The organism is Enterococcus sp. DIV1206 (assembly GCF_051712485.1).
GTDB lineage: Bacteria > Bacillota > Bacilli > Lactobacillales > Enterococcaceae > Enterococcus > Enterococcus faecalis.
Map to the genome: position 1 here is coordinate 1 of NZ_JBIOOZ010000002.1, position 17,213 is coordinate 17,213.

At 34.6% G+C, this 17,213-nt stretch carries 15 protein-coding genes and 1 pseudogene; all 16 read right to left on the reverse strand.

The window, feature by feature from the left end:
* Positions 1-770 (reverse strand): annotated as a pseudogene (locus tag IGK86_RS14285) (SNF2-related protein); the annotation flags it as partial.
* 84 nt (positions 771-854) lie between these two features.
* Positions 855-1,562 carry a hypothetical protein gene (locus IGK86_RS14290; RefSeq protein WP_438742640.1) on the reverse strand — a complete coding sequence of 236 codons (708 nt, stop codon included), beginning with the start codon at positions 1,560-1,562 and terminating at the stop codon, positions 855-857.
* 77 nt (positions 1,563-1,639) lie between these two features.
* The gene (mobP2, locus tag IGK86_RS14295; RefSeq protein WP_438742641.1) at positions 1,640-3,817 is read right to left on the reverse strand and encodes a MobP2 family relaxase; all 2,178 of its coding nucleotides are present in this window, start codon (positions 3,815-3,817) and stop codon (positions 1,640-1,642) included.
* On the reverse strand, positions 3,810-4,214 hold the full coding sequence (locus IGK86_RS14300) for a hypothetical protein (protein ID WP_262140974.1): 405 nt from the start codon (positions 4,212-4,214) through the stop codon (positions 3,810-3,812). Before IGK86_RS14300 ends, mobP2 begins: the two co-directional genes overlap by 8 nt.
* Positions 4,211-4,498, reverse strand: a complete 288-nt coding sequence (locus tag IGK86_RS14305; RefSeq protein ID WP_016622189.1) for a hypothetical protein — start codon at positions 4,496-4,498, stop codon at positions 4,211-4,213. The genes IGK86_RS14300 and IGK86_RS14305 overlap by 4 nt, the downstream gene beginning before the upstream one ends.
* 385 nt (positions 4,499-4,883) lie before the next feature.
* Positions 4,884-5,825: a hypothetical protein gene (locus IGK86_RS14310; RefSeq protein WP_438742643.1), complete on the reverse strand. Its 942-nt coding sequence runs from the start codon at positions 5,823-5,825 to the stop codon at positions 4,884-4,886.
* Positions 5,826-5,830: 5 nt separating this feature from the next.
* A complete protein-coding gene (locus IGK86_RS14315; protein WP_289853996.1) occupies positions 5,831-6,469 on the reverse strand; it encodes a hypothetical protein in 639 nt (212 codons plus the stop codon).
* A 97-nt stretch (positions 6,470-6,566) separates the two neighbouring features.
* Positions 6,567-6,893, reverse strand: coding sequence for a type II toxin-antitoxin system PemK/MazF family toxin (locus tag IGK86_RS14320; RefSeq protein ID WP_014862335.1), 327 nt, complete (start codon positions 6,891-6,893; stop codon positions 6,567-6,569).
* Positions 6,893-7,126, reverse strand: coding sequence for an AbrB/MazE/SpoVT family DNA-binding domain-containing protein (locus IGK86_RS14325; protein WP_172689777.1), 234 nt, complete (start codon positions 7,124-7,126; stop codon positions 6,893-6,895). The genes IGK86_RS14320 and IGK86_RS14325 overlap by 1 nt, the downstream gene beginning before the upstream one ends.
* Positions 7,127-7,229: 103 nt before the next feature.
* Positions 7,230-8,315: a lysozyme family protein gene (locus tag IGK86_RS14330; RefSeq protein ID WP_130760268.1), complete on the reverse strand. Its 1,086-nt coding sequence runs from the start codon at positions 8,313-8,315 to the stop codon at positions 7,230-7,232.
* The gene (locus IGK86_RS14335) at positions 8,312-9,466 is read right to left on the reverse strand and encodes a DUF3991 domain-containing protein (protein WP_438742646.1); all 1,155 of its coding nucleotides are present in this window, start codon (positions 9,464-9,466) and stop codon (positions 8,312-8,314) included. Before IGK86_RS14335 ends, IGK86_RS14330 begins: the two co-directional genes overlap by 4 nt.
* A 19-nt stretch (positions 9,467-9,485) precedes the next feature.
* Complete coding sequence (locus tag IGK86_RS14340) at positions 9,486-9,662, reverse strand: hypothetical protein (RefSeq protein WP_165442590.1); 177 nt, start codon at positions 9,660-9,662, stop codon at positions 9,486-9,488.
* A gap of 1 nt (position 9,663) precedes the next feature.
* On the reverse strand, positions 9,664-12,213 hold the full coding sequence (locus IGK86_RS14345) for a hypothetical protein (RefSeq protein ID WP_016622181.1): 2,550 nt from the start codon (positions 12,211-12,213) through the stop codon (positions 9,664-9,666).
* A gap of 79 nt (positions 12,214-12,292) precedes the next feature.
* Positions 12,293-12,673 carry a DUF5592 family protein gene (locus IGK86_RS14350; protein WP_438742648.1) on the reverse strand — a complete coding sequence of 127 codons (381 nt, stop codon included), beginning with the start codon at positions 12,671-12,673 and terminating at the stop codon, positions 12,293-12,295.
* Positions 12,674-12,687: 14 nt separating this feature from the next.
* A complete protein-coding gene (locus IGK86_RS14355) occupies positions 12,688-14,655 on the reverse strand; it encodes a pLS20_p028 family conjugation system transmembrane protein (RefSeq protein ID WP_438742650.1) in 1,968 nt (655 codons plus the stop codon).
* Entirely contained in the window at positions 14,645-17,191 is a 2,547-nt protein-coding gene (locus IGK86_RS14360) for a type IV secretory system conjugative DNA transfer family protein (protein ID WP_263716741.1), read from the reverse strand. The genes IGK86_RS14355 and IGK86_RS14360 overlap by 11 nt, the downstream gene beginning before the upstream one ends.
* Between the last annotated feature and the right edge of the window lie 22 nt (positions 17,192-17,213).

Sequence of the window (17,213 nt, forward strand, 5' to 3'; positions counted from 1 at the left end):
ATTCCGATCTGTTTCGATTCTTCAAATTCTCTACCGCTATTTTCCCGAATCTCCCCAGTGGTTTGTTGTCGGGATATGTGACTTGAGGAATCTGTACTCCAGCTTCGTTCTCCTTGTATGTCATACTCATTGCTATTCATCCTTTCTTCTTGTTTTAATAATAAAATTTCTTTACTTACGACACGATTCATTTCATTCGCAACTTGCATAATTGGAACAAATTTATTCAAATCTTGTAAATCCACGTTCCATTCAATAGATTTTGTAAAAGATTGTATTGTTTTATACCGGATTAATTCTTTACCAATTACTTCCGCTAAACGATTCTCAGCTTGCGACAAATGACTATAATTCTGAATTTCAGCTATTTTACTTTTTACCTGTTCGATAGTAAATAACTGACTATATTCTTGCTCTGACAAAGTATAATCTGGAAAATCTATTTTTTTACCATACGTTTGAGATACATCAAAAAAGTTAAGTCCTTGAACTCTATCTTCATTGAATCGTAAAGCACATATTGCTTTTTGCCCTCTTTTAACAAATCGTCCTATTCGTATCCAGGTATCAAAGTCAGCTAAATACTTTGCTTGTGGCATTTGCCCATGAATACAAAGCTGTTCATCTATCGAATACTTATGCAAATAACTGCTCTGCTTTAAAAAATTAAAAAAGTTTTGTTCTGTTTTAGTGACCTGTAAAAAAGTTTCATCATACAAACTTAATAGCTTTTTTTGTTTCGTTGGGTGCAAATCTAGTCTTCCTTTCATTACTCCCGCTCACACAAATCATATATTAACGCACATGATTAGTCAAGCAGGGAAATTTCATTTTATGCTACGAAAAATACTTTTTTAAAAAGATAAGCCTTGTTCCATCTCATTCTGAGCCATTTTTTGTTCAGTTGCTGCAATTCCTAGTTCTTCTTGTAAATATATATTTTCCTCCTGTTGTTGTTCATATTCCTCCCACATTTTATTTTCTATTTCAGCTAATTCTTTAGCTTCTTCCTCTTCTTCAAGCAATCGTTGTTCGATTTCTTCTTGCGCTTTTTCTATGTCTTCAAGTTTTGTTAAGTCATATTTTAATTGTAAATCCTCCCAAAATTCCTCATCATCCAATTCCATAAGATTTTGTTCTAACTCTATATAAGCTTGTTCTATTTCTTCAGTTGAATAAATTTGTTTAACTTCACTATGATTTTCCAATTGTTCAATTGAAAAGCCTTCTTGTTGAAATTGTTGTAACACTTTTAATTGTTCTTCTGAGTAATTATTGGCTGCTAACGTTAATACCGTTTGCGTTTCTGGTACGACTTGCACTAGTTCACTCAAAACCATCGAATGATATTCAGGGTGATATCTATCAATTGACGTATCTTTAAAAAAGGCTTCAATAGACCCATGATCTACATCTCTAATATAACCACCCCCTCCCTCAGAATAACCATTCCACATTGAACCATCTTGAAAAACATAAATCGCTTGACGAATATTGCTTGTTTTTTCAAATCCTTCATCGTAAAAATCTGAAAAATCAAAATTCGATACTTCTTTTTGCATATTGTTTCCTCTTTTCTTTTTGATAAATAAAAAAAGAAGATAGCTTCAGCTATCTTCTAATACACAATGGTTGCTTATTAAAAAATCATTTCTGTACCGATAGAATGTTCTAACTCTCGATACGCCTTTTCATTTAAGTAATTTTGTAGACTATTTTGGCACGCTTTTCGTAAATGATACATCTGTTTTCGAAATTCATAATCACTTTGTTTCCAGTGATTCTTGTTGAATCCTACATTTGTCGAGCGGAATGCCGAAGGTTGCTTTTTGGACAATACACCTTTTTCTATCGTTTCATCTTTTTTTCGTTCTTTTATAGGAATCTCTTCTGTCTGAGAATAATCATAAACCTTCTTTTTTTCAAAACGAAAACTCTCTTCTCCTTCCTTTTTTAGGCCAATTAATAAAATAGGCTTGTCTTTTTCTGACTCTTTTATTCGACGATTCTTCAGTTGCCAACGCTCTTCTCCTAACACATACGTTGCTTCTGGTTTTTGGCTCAAAATTGACCGTTGGTTTGTACTCGAATAATTTTCTAAGTTACTTTTTATCTTCTTAGAAGGCCCTTCATGCACTGACACATATTCCGCACGATTGTTGCTAGGTAAGATAATCTTTTTCTTTAATTTTCCATGTTCAAATATACTCACGGGTTCTGCTAAATCCTCATCATTTACTTTATGGAAATAAACCCCTCGTTTTTCTTTAATAGCGGTTTCTTTTTCTAATTCCATTTGAAGTATAATATTCTGATTTCGCTCTTCTCTTGTAGCTTCACGGTTTTCAAAAAAACGATTCAACGTGCCTAATGCTTGAGTTAATGGTGTTTCTTCTTTTTTTGCCTCTGTTTGTTGATCTGTTATCTGTTCTTCTTCGTTATCCATTGGCTGCTCTGCCTCTAACGATGAAAACATTCGTTGCTCTTCTTCTGTCCACTCCTCTTTATTCGTGGACAACTCTGAGAGAGACTTTTCACTTTGTTCGTCAATTACATATTCTGATTCTTCACTTGGCATAGAAGCCTCTAACGACGCAAATCCCTCAGAAAAATACCCCTCCTCTGTTACTATTTGTTGTTCTGTTAAAAATTGTTCCTTTGGACTATCTCTTCCTCTATTTTCTTCTTCAATTAATGCTGACAAAGAAGCAGCTCGTGCTGTTTTTCTGAATAATTCAGGGTGTTTTTTTGCTTCGGATAAAATTAAGTTTCCTATACGAGAATACAAACTATTTTTTCCGTAAAGTTGTTGATCATAATACGTAGGTTTATTTCTTGGATTCCCATATACTTCTTCATAATCATCAGAAATTTGTTTTAAACGTGGAAGAATTTTATCCATCAATTCTTTGCCATCAGTTTCTAGAAATAAATCAATTAATCGGTCCAATTCTGGTTTAAAATGGTGGCGATCCGCAAAACCATATTTCCAAAAATATTGATTGCGAGGAAGTTTTTCCATGAGTTGAACAAAGCGTTGTTCATACTGCCCTTGTGTAAATTGTTCCTGACAAGATTCTACTAATCTTTTTTGATAATCTAGGTAGGTCTGCAATGACAATAATTGTTCTTTATTTTGCATTAATTCATTCACGAAAGCACGTTTTGTCGCTGTGATATTTTTTTGCGCAAATTTCCCTTTATATTGCCAACCTGATTTGTGAGGCTCTGTTGGGTGAATATAATTAATCCATTCTCTTGTCGGTTCTTTTTCAACATAACCTACGTGAACATGAATGTTATCTGTGTTGTAGTGAATGGCCGCTGTCCATTCACCTTTCAATACTTCTTTCTTTTCCAATTCAGCTACGGCCTTTCGAGTAGCTTGGTAAATATATTGCGCTTTTAAATGATTGGTTTTCTCATCTAAGTAACCTTTTTCAATTAACCATTCATTACGAAAACTAAAGACTAATTGCCATAAAGGTGAGCGATTTTCTTGTGCCTCACTAAAGTATTTTTTCATTCGGTGAACTTCGTTTTCTGGTGTTTGATCATAATTTTTTGTAAACAGTGCAGAGGTTTTTTCTGGATTCGACATATAATCGTTATAAGTCGAAAACATCACTTCTCCTCCGCCATCAATAGCAGAAATACTGTCCATAAAATTTTGTGTAGAAAAAGCATTAAAACGATCGAATTGTTCATTACGAGTGGCTTCATTTCTTTCCATATAATCCAAGTAAGCTTGATACGTATTGGAACCAGGCATAACAAACGCACTCGTCAAGATAATGCCTGCTGTTTTCTTAGTCATTTCTTCCCGTCACTTGAGAATATTTCTTTTTATTAATCGCTTCTGTTTTTCTACTTTCTTGTCGTTTTTTTACTAGCTCTTTCGCTTCAATAAACGCTGCATGTTCTTCCCCTTCTTTGATTTCTAGTTGCATAAAATCTGTCATTGCATTGAATAAAACCATAAATAATTCTGTCCGCTCTTCAATCACCGAAACCATTTTTTTCGTTTGATTTTGTGTGGCCAATAATTCGTCTGATTGATTCATCGTTGTCTGTTCAGAAATATCCAATAGAAACTCAATCGTGTCTCCTAAACTATAATGTAATTTGTCTGCCAACTGATCCAATCGCTCTTTCGTTTTAGCTGACATATAAATACTTGTTGATTTCTTTACTTCTAAAGTGTTTTTCGTCATTTTTCATTCTCCATTTCGTCAAAAGTTTTTCCTGGTTCGAGCATTTTCATTGCTAAAATTTCCATGCCCAGTTGCATTGTTTCAACTACATCTTTTGTAAAAGCTTGATAACGAATTTCTGTCTCTAATTGAAACTCTTCATAGGCAATTTTTTTCAGAATGTCACGCAACATTTCATCTCGTCCACTGTACCCTTTTTCCTTTGCCACTTTTACTAATCGTTGGCTCGTTTCTCTATCAATATCTCTTATCTTTATAATGACTTTTTCTGTCACTTTTACCACATTTCCTTCCTTTTTTATTTCCTTTCACTTCTTGTTATTTTGTTGTACCTCCGTTATTTATCTTTCTAGTTCTAAGCAGTTTGCTTAATCGCCACTCTTCTTGTAAGAGCATAAGGGGAAATGGGGGTCAGACAAGCTGCCCCGCCTTGCAGTGCAAGGCTTTCCCGTGGGCCCCAAAAATAGCCACTCATAATACATTCATACTACATACATGCTACATTCATAATACATATATACTACATTTCTAATAGATACGTATTTATTGATTTTACAGCAATTGTGCTTTTGACATACTACATTTCTAATAGACGCATACTACATTCATACTACATACATAATACATTTCTAATAGACACATACTACGTTTTTAATAGGTGTAAAATGACTAACTATCTGTTATTTTATTTCGCTTTTCAGCTAATTTATCTGCTTTTTCCGCTAATAATTCTTGTTCCTCTGCTATCTTCTTTTTGGTTTCTAAATAGGTTTCTTTTTCTCTTTCCAACCCTCTAACAATTTCTTCTCCATCTTCTTTTTCCTCCCCAACTTTATAGAACAATTCTTGTTTTTCAGTAGCTATTTTTTCTTCAATTAATTTCATTTCTTCATCAATTTTTTTACTGTTTTCCGCTAATAATTTTTGTTGTTTTCCTACCTCTTTTTCTTCAATTTTAATGACCTCTAATTCATAATTTTCTTTTGGTTTTTCTTTTAAGTCAGGACTGTTTTTACTTTTTCTAACGTCCCAATAAAACGTTGTTTGTTGCGATTGATTCTTTTGTTTTTCTTCTGTTTCCTCTTCAATTTGTTCAATAGAAGTTGGCGCTTTTTTCTCTTCGTTGTACCCAAAATCAATAATAATTTCTTTCCATTCTTTGGGTATGCCATTCAATTTCAGTAAGTAGTAACCTGTTGAAATTTCTTGTAAATCGGTTTTTATTTGTTGCTTACTTTTGCTTTCTCCTGCGAAAGCAACATAATTTTTATGCACTTGGTCGTTCCCATCTTCTATAGAAAAAAGAACTTCTCCATACCCACTATCCTCATTTACTTTTCGTGATAAAATTTCAACTTCACTAGACCCGATTTTTGTTTTACTTGCCACGCCAATTCCTGTATCTAACATAGGGCTATCATCTTTAAAAATGCTTCTTGAAAAGCTAAAAAATAGATACCCACAAATAGTAAAAACACACATCAAAATATAAAATTTTGAGGCATGTTTTTGGAATTTGGATTGAATTTTACGAGGCTTTTTTTCCTTTGATTGGACTTGTTCTCGAAATGTTTCAATACGTTCTTGCCATTCATTTATCTTGTCAAACATTCGTTTCACTCCTTAGAAAAATAGCTAGTTGGAAAGTCTCGTGAGGCAATTTGTTCTTCAAATTTTTTTATTTTCCAATGATTATTTTCGTCTTTTTCTAACGTAAATTGATCGATATATTTCACATCAAATGCTTGCGCACTTCCGTGTTTCGTTGAAACAACCAGACAACCAATCATTCTTGCTTTACCAGTAATGCCATCAAGCTGAACATAGTATTGTTCACTTACTGTTTCTTGTTCAATTCGGAAGCTATCTTTGTAGTCATCTACCCAAGCAGGACGCAACGTTTTTGCTAGTTTTGGTTCACATATTTCCGATAATTTTTTTAATTTTTCTTCTGCCGTATCGGTAGAAATATCATAATAGGCTTTCCTAAATTGTTCTCCAATCGCTTTTAAATTTTTATATTCTCTATGTGAATAAGTATGTTTCGGAATCGGAACTTCTCCTGCTGTTCCGTTGGCTTTTTTCTCCTTTAACGACTGTAATTCTTCTTCTAATTGCTTGTTTTTTTCTTCATAGTTTTGCATGATTTTTGTTTCTTGTGGTGCCAATATTTTCTTTGTATAGAAGAAGGTTCCTCCTATCCCTAATAACAAACCACAACAACCAATCATTAACCATTGAGGCATTGCCTTCATTATTTTCCCTCGCATTCTTGTATTTTTTTATAAAAAAAAGCAACCTAAGAATTCTTTCTTAGATTGCTTTTCCCTGCCTATTTTATTAACTCTGTACTCAAATAAACATACCTATGACCTCAATAACATCAATCCATGTTAACACATCGCATTGCTCTATTTTTTCTACATTTCTATTCGTATAATCCACCGAACGTAATTGATGTGTAACAACGTCTCCTGCAATTTTTTGTGGGTCTTTTATAGAAATATATGTCCCAAAGCTTCTTTTTGAAGACGTTATGGGACAGACCAAACAAAAACCTGTCCGTTCATTAAATTCATCCTTACTGACAACCAATGCAGGTCTTCGTTTTTTTATCTCTTTACCTTTAGAAGGGTCAAAATCTAACCAAATAATGTCACGTTGTTTTGGTGTATACATTAATATTCTTCCCCTTCAAGCTTCATAGTGTCCCATTCTTTATCTTCTTCTGTTAAAGACTCTCTAAAACCTTCCCACACTTCTTTCTTTTCAAAAATATCTTCTTTTTTAGGTTTTAGAATATACGTGTCACCTACTTTAAAAATAGTAAAGGCTTCCCCAACTTCTGGAGAGATATCTTTTGGGAAAATTGCTCCTACAGAATTGCCGATTTTTCTTGCGATGGTTTCCATTCTTTTCAGCTCCATTCTTTAATTTAACAAAGTTTAACTCAATTTAATTCAATTGTCAAAAAGAATGAATAGTAATTTCTTATAAAAGAAAAATACAACTTATTTACTTGTTTTTTCGCACAATACTACGGATTTTCGTTATCGAATAGGTACGATTATACTTCGCTACTATTCTTCCTTTTTCTGAATTTTGTTCATAGGTAGTAAACGATTGTCCACCGTCTGAAACACTCGCTATTACGCCTGTATGGCCCCATATTTGAGGAGTTAATATTCCTCCTGCGTACCAATTAACAATGTCTCCTGCGCGCAAATCTGACGGCTTAGGGTCAATAATTACTGACCACCCATATGCTGGCCAATCGTAATCTTCGCCAATTCTTTCTGCATACTCAAAGCCACTTCCTCGTAATTGTGGGCCTCCTAATTTTTCAACGTAATAAGCGGTCAACATGTAGCACTCTCCGCCGTAAAGTTCCTGACCTAAAACAGATTCTAAAACCGCTAAAGAAGCCCCATTTCCGCCGTTTGCAATGCCTTGTTGCATACTATTCACGTACTGATACACTAATTCTGCATAAAACATATTTCCATAAGCATAGCGCCAATTTCCATGAGAACTTGCTATCGGATTCGTATATGGAACCTTCAAGCCATTCGCTTGCTGTCTAGCAAATTCTACGCCTGCATCAAACGTATATGGACGATTATTAGCATGTAACCAACTAAGAAACCCTCCGCCATAGTTATATGCTTGTAAGGCTGCTTTTCTATCTTCTATGCCATATTGTTTTGCTAATTGTAAAACACTTTTGTAATGGATAATTCCTTGCCGAATAGACTGTTCAGGATCAGTTATTGAGTTGGGCGGCAATCCCGCACTTTCACTTGATTGAAACGGATCGCCACCTCTTCCTCCTGATTCCACCATAATAATGGCCAAAAGATAAGGAACTTCTTCTGAAACCCCCATCTCTTTGGCAATTCGCTCAACAATTGGTTTTAACGCTAATACTTCTGCTGAAAGACCTTGATTTTCTACAGGAGAAAGATTGGTCTTTTCCTCTTCTTCAGTACCGATTGCAAGCATGAGAATATAATTTATTTCTTGAGCAACAGACATTGTAACTAAAGCTATACTTCCTAATAAAGCAACGATAAGAAAAATTTTCGCCTTTAAACCTCTCATACCGACACCTCTTGATACTGTACAGCCTTTTGTTGGTTATATAGTTGTTGCGCTTGCTGTTGTTCTTTTTCTTTCAGTTCACGACTGGCAAGACGCCCTGTTTTTTGCATTTCTAAGACTTCATTGTAGTCTCCTTTTTCTATCGCTGTTGGCAAGTATAAAGTTAACTTAGTGTTTTCTTTCATTTCAGCATTTTTACTATAAGTGGCATGCACATTACTTACTAATTCTTTTCCAGCTTCATCATTATTTACAGCTAACACGATTCTGCCAATAGAACAATCCATCGTATTGGATAAATCACGACACGTTCGCCAAAGAGTTTCTTCTTTTAACCCAGATAGCGAAAGGAAAAAGCTATTTTTAGGCAAATACTCTTTATCTAACTCATACAGCGATAAGGATTCTATTGGACTTTCTGTCACATAAAGCGTAATAGGTTCTTTAAAATCAACATTTTTGGCAAACAAAAAACCACGTTGTCCGTGGCTATTTAAAGCAATTCCCTTAAAATATTTACGTTCTAAATTAAGGTCATTCTCTTTCGTTTTTTTTATTCGCTTTGCCAATGGCCGAGCATAGGTTCCTTGCACGTCCGCTCCAACCACTGTTCCCATTTTACCTTTTCCAATATCAGAAAATTTAAAAAGAATGTTGTGGCGATTGTCTGAACTAATCATTTGTTTATCTACAAATTCTTGAATGGTTTCATCAGATAAATAGCGACTTCTTAAATAATCCCAGCCTTTTTCATCTAATACACCTGTGTCATAATTTCCTGTGATTGAGAGCTTATCTAAGCGAAACGCTTCTTGTCGTGGTTCTTGTTGTTTATTTTCTGTTTTCGTTGTCGTGTATCGTTTCTGCTGATTAAATTGAAAGTCTAACAATTGACGTACTACTTGCTCGTAAGGCTCTTGATAATAAGACATAACAAAATCTATCGCATTATCATACGAATTGATTCCTTGAGAATACCAATTTACGACACCTGTTTTGGCATTTGCTCGCATACTATCATGCAGTGTATGTTCTAAAAATTTGGAAGAAACTTTTTCAAAAGTTTCTCCTCGCTCTTGCATATACGCCAACATATTCGTGCGTCTTGCAATTGCTAACTGTTTTTGGGAGAAAACAGGAATGGTTGACATGTGTTTCCCTCCTATTCCTTTAAGAAACTAACCATGAACATAAAAGGTAAATAAAAAAGACAACTACTACCAGAAGGTATAGTCGTCTTGTTTCAAAACTTACAATCGTTTGATTCTTTTTTCCAAATACAATGCGCTGAACACTTTGTTTTATTTTTTTCAGTTTTCTTTGCTTTTCTACTACATTTTTAGCCATGTTACACCCCTCCATCAAAAATTTCTTTCTCCATAGCTGATAAACCATAACGGAATTTAATATTTTTCGCTCCCTTAATATTTAACAAAATATCGCCTTCCTCAAACTGAATAATGTCTTTAATATCATAAACACTTAGTTGTTTCCCAAAGACTTTTCTTAATAATTCTTCGGAAGATTCATCTTGTTTAAACAAAAACCGATACGTAGATAATTTAAACAAGTTCACAACAATCTTTGAAATTTCCCCCATTTTATTGTCGCTATAGTCAGGAAATGCGTCGGCTATATCATGCAATATATACGTTTGGCCAATCAATAATTTCCTTCCTTCACGATTATAACGGTCCAAAGCTTTTAACAACGTAAGATTTTCTGTGCGAATAGGGTTATGAAACTCATCTGAAGTAATATTGGAATAAATCAGTTCGTCTACCCGTTTTTTCTTACGGTCAAACAAATACTTTTCTCGTTGGCCTACACGAACGGTTTCGCTAAATGCAGCGGTATATAAGTTGTAGTATTGAGCGTTATACGCAAACATATCTGATTTTACGAGATTTTCCATATTAAAGGTCACTAATTTCTTCTCGTAAAAATCAAACGTTGATTTTTGATTAAAAATGTCTCCTGAATCCGTAATAAACGATTCTAGTTTTTTTATTAACTCACTCAACGATTGCTTTTCAAACGTTTCAGATCGCCTATTGTATTCTTCTTTTGCATAAGCCAAAATATCAGAATAAATTGGATACTGTTCAGGATCATATTGGGTAATTTTACTTTCTTCTAAATGATGACGCTCCATATATTTCCGATACCCATCATTAAAAATTTGCTTTGCTTCTGTCATAATAGAACTGCCAAAATCAATGTTTTCAGCTAACCCAAAAACTAAACGCATTTTGGTTAAATTTGTTTTTAACGATTGTTTTTCATTGGTCTGTTTTGTTTTTGCATCTACATCAGAGCGATAGATTTGGCAAGGATTTAAACGAACAAGACTTGCATCGTAATAATTGCCCCCTAATTTTTCTGTTAAACGTTTGGTTTCATCACTTACATAAAAACCATAATGAATATTGTTATATTCTACTGCCTGTTTTAATAGCTTTTTAGCAGCCGTTGTTTTTCCAAACCCTTGACTACCTATAATAAAAATACTGTAGGATTTTCTCACACTATCTTTATGTGTGGTAGATAACGCAACAACACCTGATCCGTATAACGGATAGCCACTATACGGCGCATCATAGTCAATGTGATTGGCATAATTAAACGCATAACTTCCTGCTAATGCCGTTCCTTTAATTTCTTTTCCTTTCCGTTTAATTAGCTTCATGCCTTCTTTAAAGCTTACAAAAGAAGCTCTAAATTGCCGTTCTGCTTCATCTAAGAAACAAGTTGCTTGAAATTGATTTTTTCGTAGTTTTCGGTGAATTTCTTGTTCTCGTTCATTGAGTTTTTCAATACTTGATTCAGTCAAAATGTATCGTACATGAATTTCTTTTAAAACTTCAACCGATTCCAAAATACTTTCTACGGTACGGTCAAGTTGTTCATACTCTTTCCGAGCTTTTTTTCGTGAAATTTTGTCTTTTGACGAATACACACGATCTTCATATTCTCCTAAACTACGATTTAAATTTTGCTCGACTAGAGGATTATTGATATCAATCGTATGAACATCCAACGTGGTTAAAACGTTTTTCATACAAAAGATTTTTTCACCCCAAAAATTCGGATTATTCTTCGGTCGATAAATAACAAGGTTTAATACCCGTATGTAACCGTCCGCAATTTGTAAATCTTTTGAAGAATGCGGCTTGACACCTCCCATTGGCTGAATAGTTCCAATAAATAACGGATCATATCCTTTTTTATCTACTATTTTTTGTACAGAAGCTTCTCTTCCTGTTTTATCTGTTTTTTGATAAGGAATGCCCACAGGTAAAGGAGAACTTGGATTATATCGTCGAAATAAGAATTTGATTTTTTGTGTTAAGGTCATTGGATACAATCGAAATCCTGCACTTTGAGCTACCCGTATTTCGCGACTAACCTCTTTTAATTCTTCTTCGTTATCTGCAAATATTTGAAGATAGACCGTATCAATTAATCGATTGTTGTCTAAATTCTCTAATACTTTAAGCGTATATTTCTGTTCCTGTTTTACTGCTGGACTTAATGCCCCCATCTTAAACCGACGAATGGCATAATCAATATTTTCCGACATATCAATTGGAAAACTGGTAAAAATGAATTTTACATCCTTGTGAATCGCTTTTAAAAAGACCAAAAAATCATTGATGGCTGCTTGTCGTTGTTCTAAACTTCCCTCTCGTGCAGAAGAGTCTTCAATACGATAAAAGTCTGTGACTCCTTTTTCTAAGGCAATACACTCTTCCGAAATAATGCGACGTTCTGCCATAAAACTTAATACGGATTTCTCTACTTTTTTTATCTTCTTTTTTTCTTTTTTCTTTTCCGTTGTATCAATTAATGCTGGTAACGCCTCTTCTGGTTGCAATAATGCATCTGTATCAATCATCAAATCATTTCACTTCCTTGTTCTAAAATACTTACACCATGAAATAAAAAGAAAGCAAAGAGAACTTCTTTGCTTTCTTTTATTCATTATATTCTTTCATTTCTTTTTCAATTTGCGAATCTTCTTCTAAAATCTCTTCTTCCGTAAACATAGGAAACTCTATTTCTTCTTCCTCTTGAAAAGATTGTTGGGCAATCGCATGATAGGTTTGACGATTTTTTGAAAGAATAAGCCACAATCGCTGATAATTCCTCACTCGTACATTTCCTACAGTTGGCAATAACCAATAGATTCCCATAATCATAACAAAAAGAAACGCAACAGTGCCTAGTGGGTTATAGGTTTTTTCTTGTAAGCCTGTGGCTACCTGAAACAGAATAAACACACAAACCGCATCTTTTATTAAGATTTTCCCAAAAAATTTTGCTTGTGTGAAAATCTCTTCTTGTATTTCATGCATACACTCTTACCTGCCTAGTCATTATTTTTTGAACGTTGCTCATTACGTGCTTGTTCTTTTAATGCTTTTCTTTGACTTAACCACTCATTTACTTCTTGACCAAATTCTTTGTTCCGTTGATAACGATCTACTTGATTCCCAATAGGATTTTTCATATTTTTTTGATACTTATTGGTATGAATCATTTCTTTCGCTTTTTTCTTAAACGGATTTTCTACTTTTTCTAAAGAATTAGCTGTGTTTTCTTCTCTTTCTGAAGCAGAAGAGCAGTCTGAGTTTCTCCTCTCTTTTTCATCAGGGGCTGTTGATTCACTTGTATCGCTAGAATTTTTACTTGCTGATTCTGTAGATTCATGGTCGGAAGTAGTATTCTTTTCACCAGTCTCTTCTGAAAAATCAGAAGAATCTTGTTCGTTTGCTGTCTTATCTGCTTCTCCAGTTTCATCAAATTCGTCAGGAGAAGAGGAAGCATCATTGCCCTCTGAATTTTTCTCTTCCATATCTTCTTGATTCCAGTCATCCATATTTTCATGTTCATTTGATGATTTTTCTGTATCTGCAGACTCTTCCATATCAGGTTCTCCTGTTTCAGAATCTTCTCCTTCATTTTCAGAAGCATTTTTTGTTTCTGTATCTTTTGATTCTTTCTCTAAATTAGAATCTTCTGGTTCATCCTCTGGTGGTAGATCATCATTTGTTTCATCTGTGTTCTTTTCATTGTCCGTTTTGTTAAGATTTGCGTCCTCATTATTTTTCTTACCTCTCATCAAACCATCAGCAAAACCTGCAGCGCCAACAACTCCTGCAACCGTAGCACCTGCGGCTGTTTTAGCCACATCACCAACTTTATCAGCTGCACTTTTAGCACCCATACCCATAACAAAAGAACCTGCAGTAGATAGTCCTGCATCAATACCTAATGTTTTTTGAACAATCGCTGGTCCGTCATACACAAACCAAGCACCACCAGCTACAGCAAACAATTTAGCCAACATAGACACATCTTTTGAAAACACGAAGCTATTGTAGTAGATAAACACATAATACATCGTAAAAATCGACAGCAACATGACAAACCCACTGATGATTTCCATAAACGCCATTTTTGCACGTTTCATATCACGAAAACTAAAAAAGACAGTTAATTGAGCCCAAATATTGTTAAAAGCAAGCTCAATTCCTAACCGTCCTACACGAAGCAGTGAAATAATTAAAGAAAACGCAAGAACACCCAATGTAACAATCATTGGCAACCAATCTGCTCGCCATCGATAATAAGCCGAGGTAAAGAATTTTTTCAGTAACCATCCTTTTATTCCTCCTCCACCGTCGTCCAATTCGACCGCTTCTTTTCCTTCTCCATTTTTCTTGTTTTTTAGTTCATAATTAAATACTTCCCCATTTTCCATTTCATCTGGATCAGATATTCGTTCATTGATATCAAACCAATCTAAATCCGTCAGTCGATTTTTAGGGTCAGGTTCTGTGGTCTTCCACCCTTTTTCTGCCAAAATATACGTGTCTATTATGTTGTCTTTTACTGTCGCAAAGCCAACATCCCCTTGCGTCGCAGATAAACTTGTTTCTGTGGCCGTTACAATTTTTATCCCATCACGCATAATAGAAGGCAACATCAACGACATTAGCAACAACATCAAGACATTCATCGGAATATCTCTTGTTTGTTGTGATTTTCCTAAAAGTAAAACTAGCCCAATCATTAAAATAGCAAGAGCTACCCCAAATGATTTAAAACTAATAAGCGTTTGAACTAAGCCACCTTCTCCTTTTAAAGAATCAGCATTGTAAAACCCCAAAAATTTTAACATTTCTTTTAATACATTCGTTAAGTTGTCTACAATCCATAATAGAATTGACACAATAAAATACAAGATGGAACGCCCAATATCTTTTATCATAGACGCAAGCGAAAGATAATCCGAAAACGTATCTAATGCTGTAAAAATTTCTTTAGTACTCATACGTTCCCCTCCATTCTTTCAATTGTTGCACAAAAACATTCACGGCCTTTTCTTCAAAATTAGAGAGTATACAACTAAAGTACGACCGTAAATTTCCTGTATCTGAAATAGTTTTAAGTTCCGCAAACGCTTTGTTGTTCCTTTCACCTGCAATATGAATCAACGAGGTCAAACGTTTTTGTTGTTCTTCTGAAAAAGTAGTTTTTACTGATTGTTCAAGCTGGTCACCATATAATTTTTCTAGCAACGCAACCTGCGTTTGATATTTGCTTGTTTCAAAGAAATGCTTTTCTTGCACTTCTGGTTCAATCTCTTTCAGTGACAGCACTTTATTTTCTTGTTGTTTTCTACGTTTTGGCTTTTGATACTCTGAAAGCAATGGAAGTGAAAGCTGTTCTGGAGCACTTGTCTGTTTTATTTCTTTAGGTTCTAACAACCAATTCAACTCTTCCAGCTCTAGTTCCATAAACTGATTATTTACAGGAATCTCTTCCCATGAAACTTTTTTCATTTTCCGATACTTATAAAAAGGGATTAAGTTGGTATCATTTTCATACGTATTAAAAATCGGATACTGATAAATAGGGTTTCCTTCTAAATCTCGGTGTTTATTAATACGCAAAATAATCGATTCCCCTTCACGTACACGTTCTAACTCATACGAAGTTAACAAATCAATTTTTTCTGCGCTTTCTGTCTCGGTTGCTTTTATAGACAGCGGATCTTTATGTCGTGTTTTTGAATAGTTCGACCGTTCACCTAAACGACCAGAAATATATTTATTCGTTTTATCTGAGGCTGTACGAATATACGCCAAATTCCCTGTATTGCCCAAAATGATGTCTTTCGTATCCTCATCATATAAAGAAGCAAGTTGTTGCACATCTTGTAACACTAAATGAGAAAATAAACGTCTACTTAGTCCAGCTGTCCATTTTCTTGCTAGATTTGAGATTGGAACGCCTAAGTTTCCTCCTTCTTCATAAATGAAATGCACATCTCGATAGCAACAGGAATCGTCCTCTAAATTACATCGATTAATCAATACTTGATAAATTTGATCGATATACATGACTCCTAACGCATTGTTAGACGTATCTGCATCACTTAACACAACAAATACCGCTGTTGGTTGTTCTCTATCAAAACCAATCAGTTCCATATCAAAGCCATCATCAATCGCTGTCATTTTGGCATTTAACGTCATTAAGAACGGCTCTAAGTCTCCATTAAAATGCGTTATAATATTTCCCAACGTCACATGAGCTGGTGCTGAAGCAAAAATTGCGTCATAATGTCGTGTAGCTGGGTGTGTGCGAGGCAATTCACCAAAGAAAACGTCTAATTCACATTTCCCTTCATACTCTGCCAACAAACGTTTTAATTCACTCTCATCGTCTGTGTATTTTCGTAAGAAATTATGGGATTTTTCTTTGATTCTGCGTTTTTGCATTTCATTAGCAACCGTATAAATAGTGTATGGATTGACTTTACTCTTTTCCTCTTTTTCATATTCCTGATCTGCTAAAGCTATACCGATACTAATAAATAAACTACGACAAGCCTTAGTCCAGAAACCACCGTCTTTTCCTTCATTCACTTCTTTAAAATAAGAGAATGCTGCTTGCGTAATGATTTTTTCTGCATTGGCCAATTGTTTTTCCGCTTGAATATTTAAATTTAACGCTTCGCTTTTATTGCCAGCTTGTTTCAACTGAGTACTTTCTGCTTTTAATCGTTTATAGTGTCGATAATAGTTATTAAACACACCCAAAACAGGTATTGGGTCAGAATAATATTGATTCATTGTATTAACCACTCGTATGCGATAGCCGCGTTTTTTTAAGGTTTCATACCATACCCTTGGCTCGTCTCCTTTAGTAGCTGTCATAACAAAAGAAGCCCGATTGCTAATCAATCGGGCTCGTGTCAATATATCAATAAATGGATCTACAAAATAAATACCTTTCCCTTGGCGTGTTCCTGCCAAAGTAATGCTATTCGAATCTGTAGTATCAACATAATAATAAAAAAGCCCTTGGGCTTTTTCACTAGGTGTTTGTGGTTTTCTTCCGACTGGATAGCCTGGTTTCCCATCAAAATAATCTTCTTTGTCTGTAAACATATGGACAGGAACAAGCTCATATTGCTTATTCATTCCTTCGACTGTCTCAAAATCCATCGTTCCTTGAACGTGTTCTTCTTCCAATGGTCGAAACGAGCTATACAATCGAAGCGTTGATACAGCTACCCCAACTAAAGAAAAAAGAAACAATAGAAGATACCATTGAGGATATTGTCCTATCGGATAGTAAAAAACTGCTTGTCTTAATGATACCCCTTGAAAATCAAACAGTGATTGTTGGGTAATACTTCCCACCATTTGTATTAACCAATTTCCAAGAATCATTTCCACCATAAAGAAAATAGTCATACTAGGAATTAAAAAGCGACGATCTGCAAGAAATCGTAAATGATTTTGTGTGGCTTTTTCATAATTCCTTTTTTTATATTTTCCTCTTTCTTTTTTTCTCATAGGAACCTCCTATAATAAAATA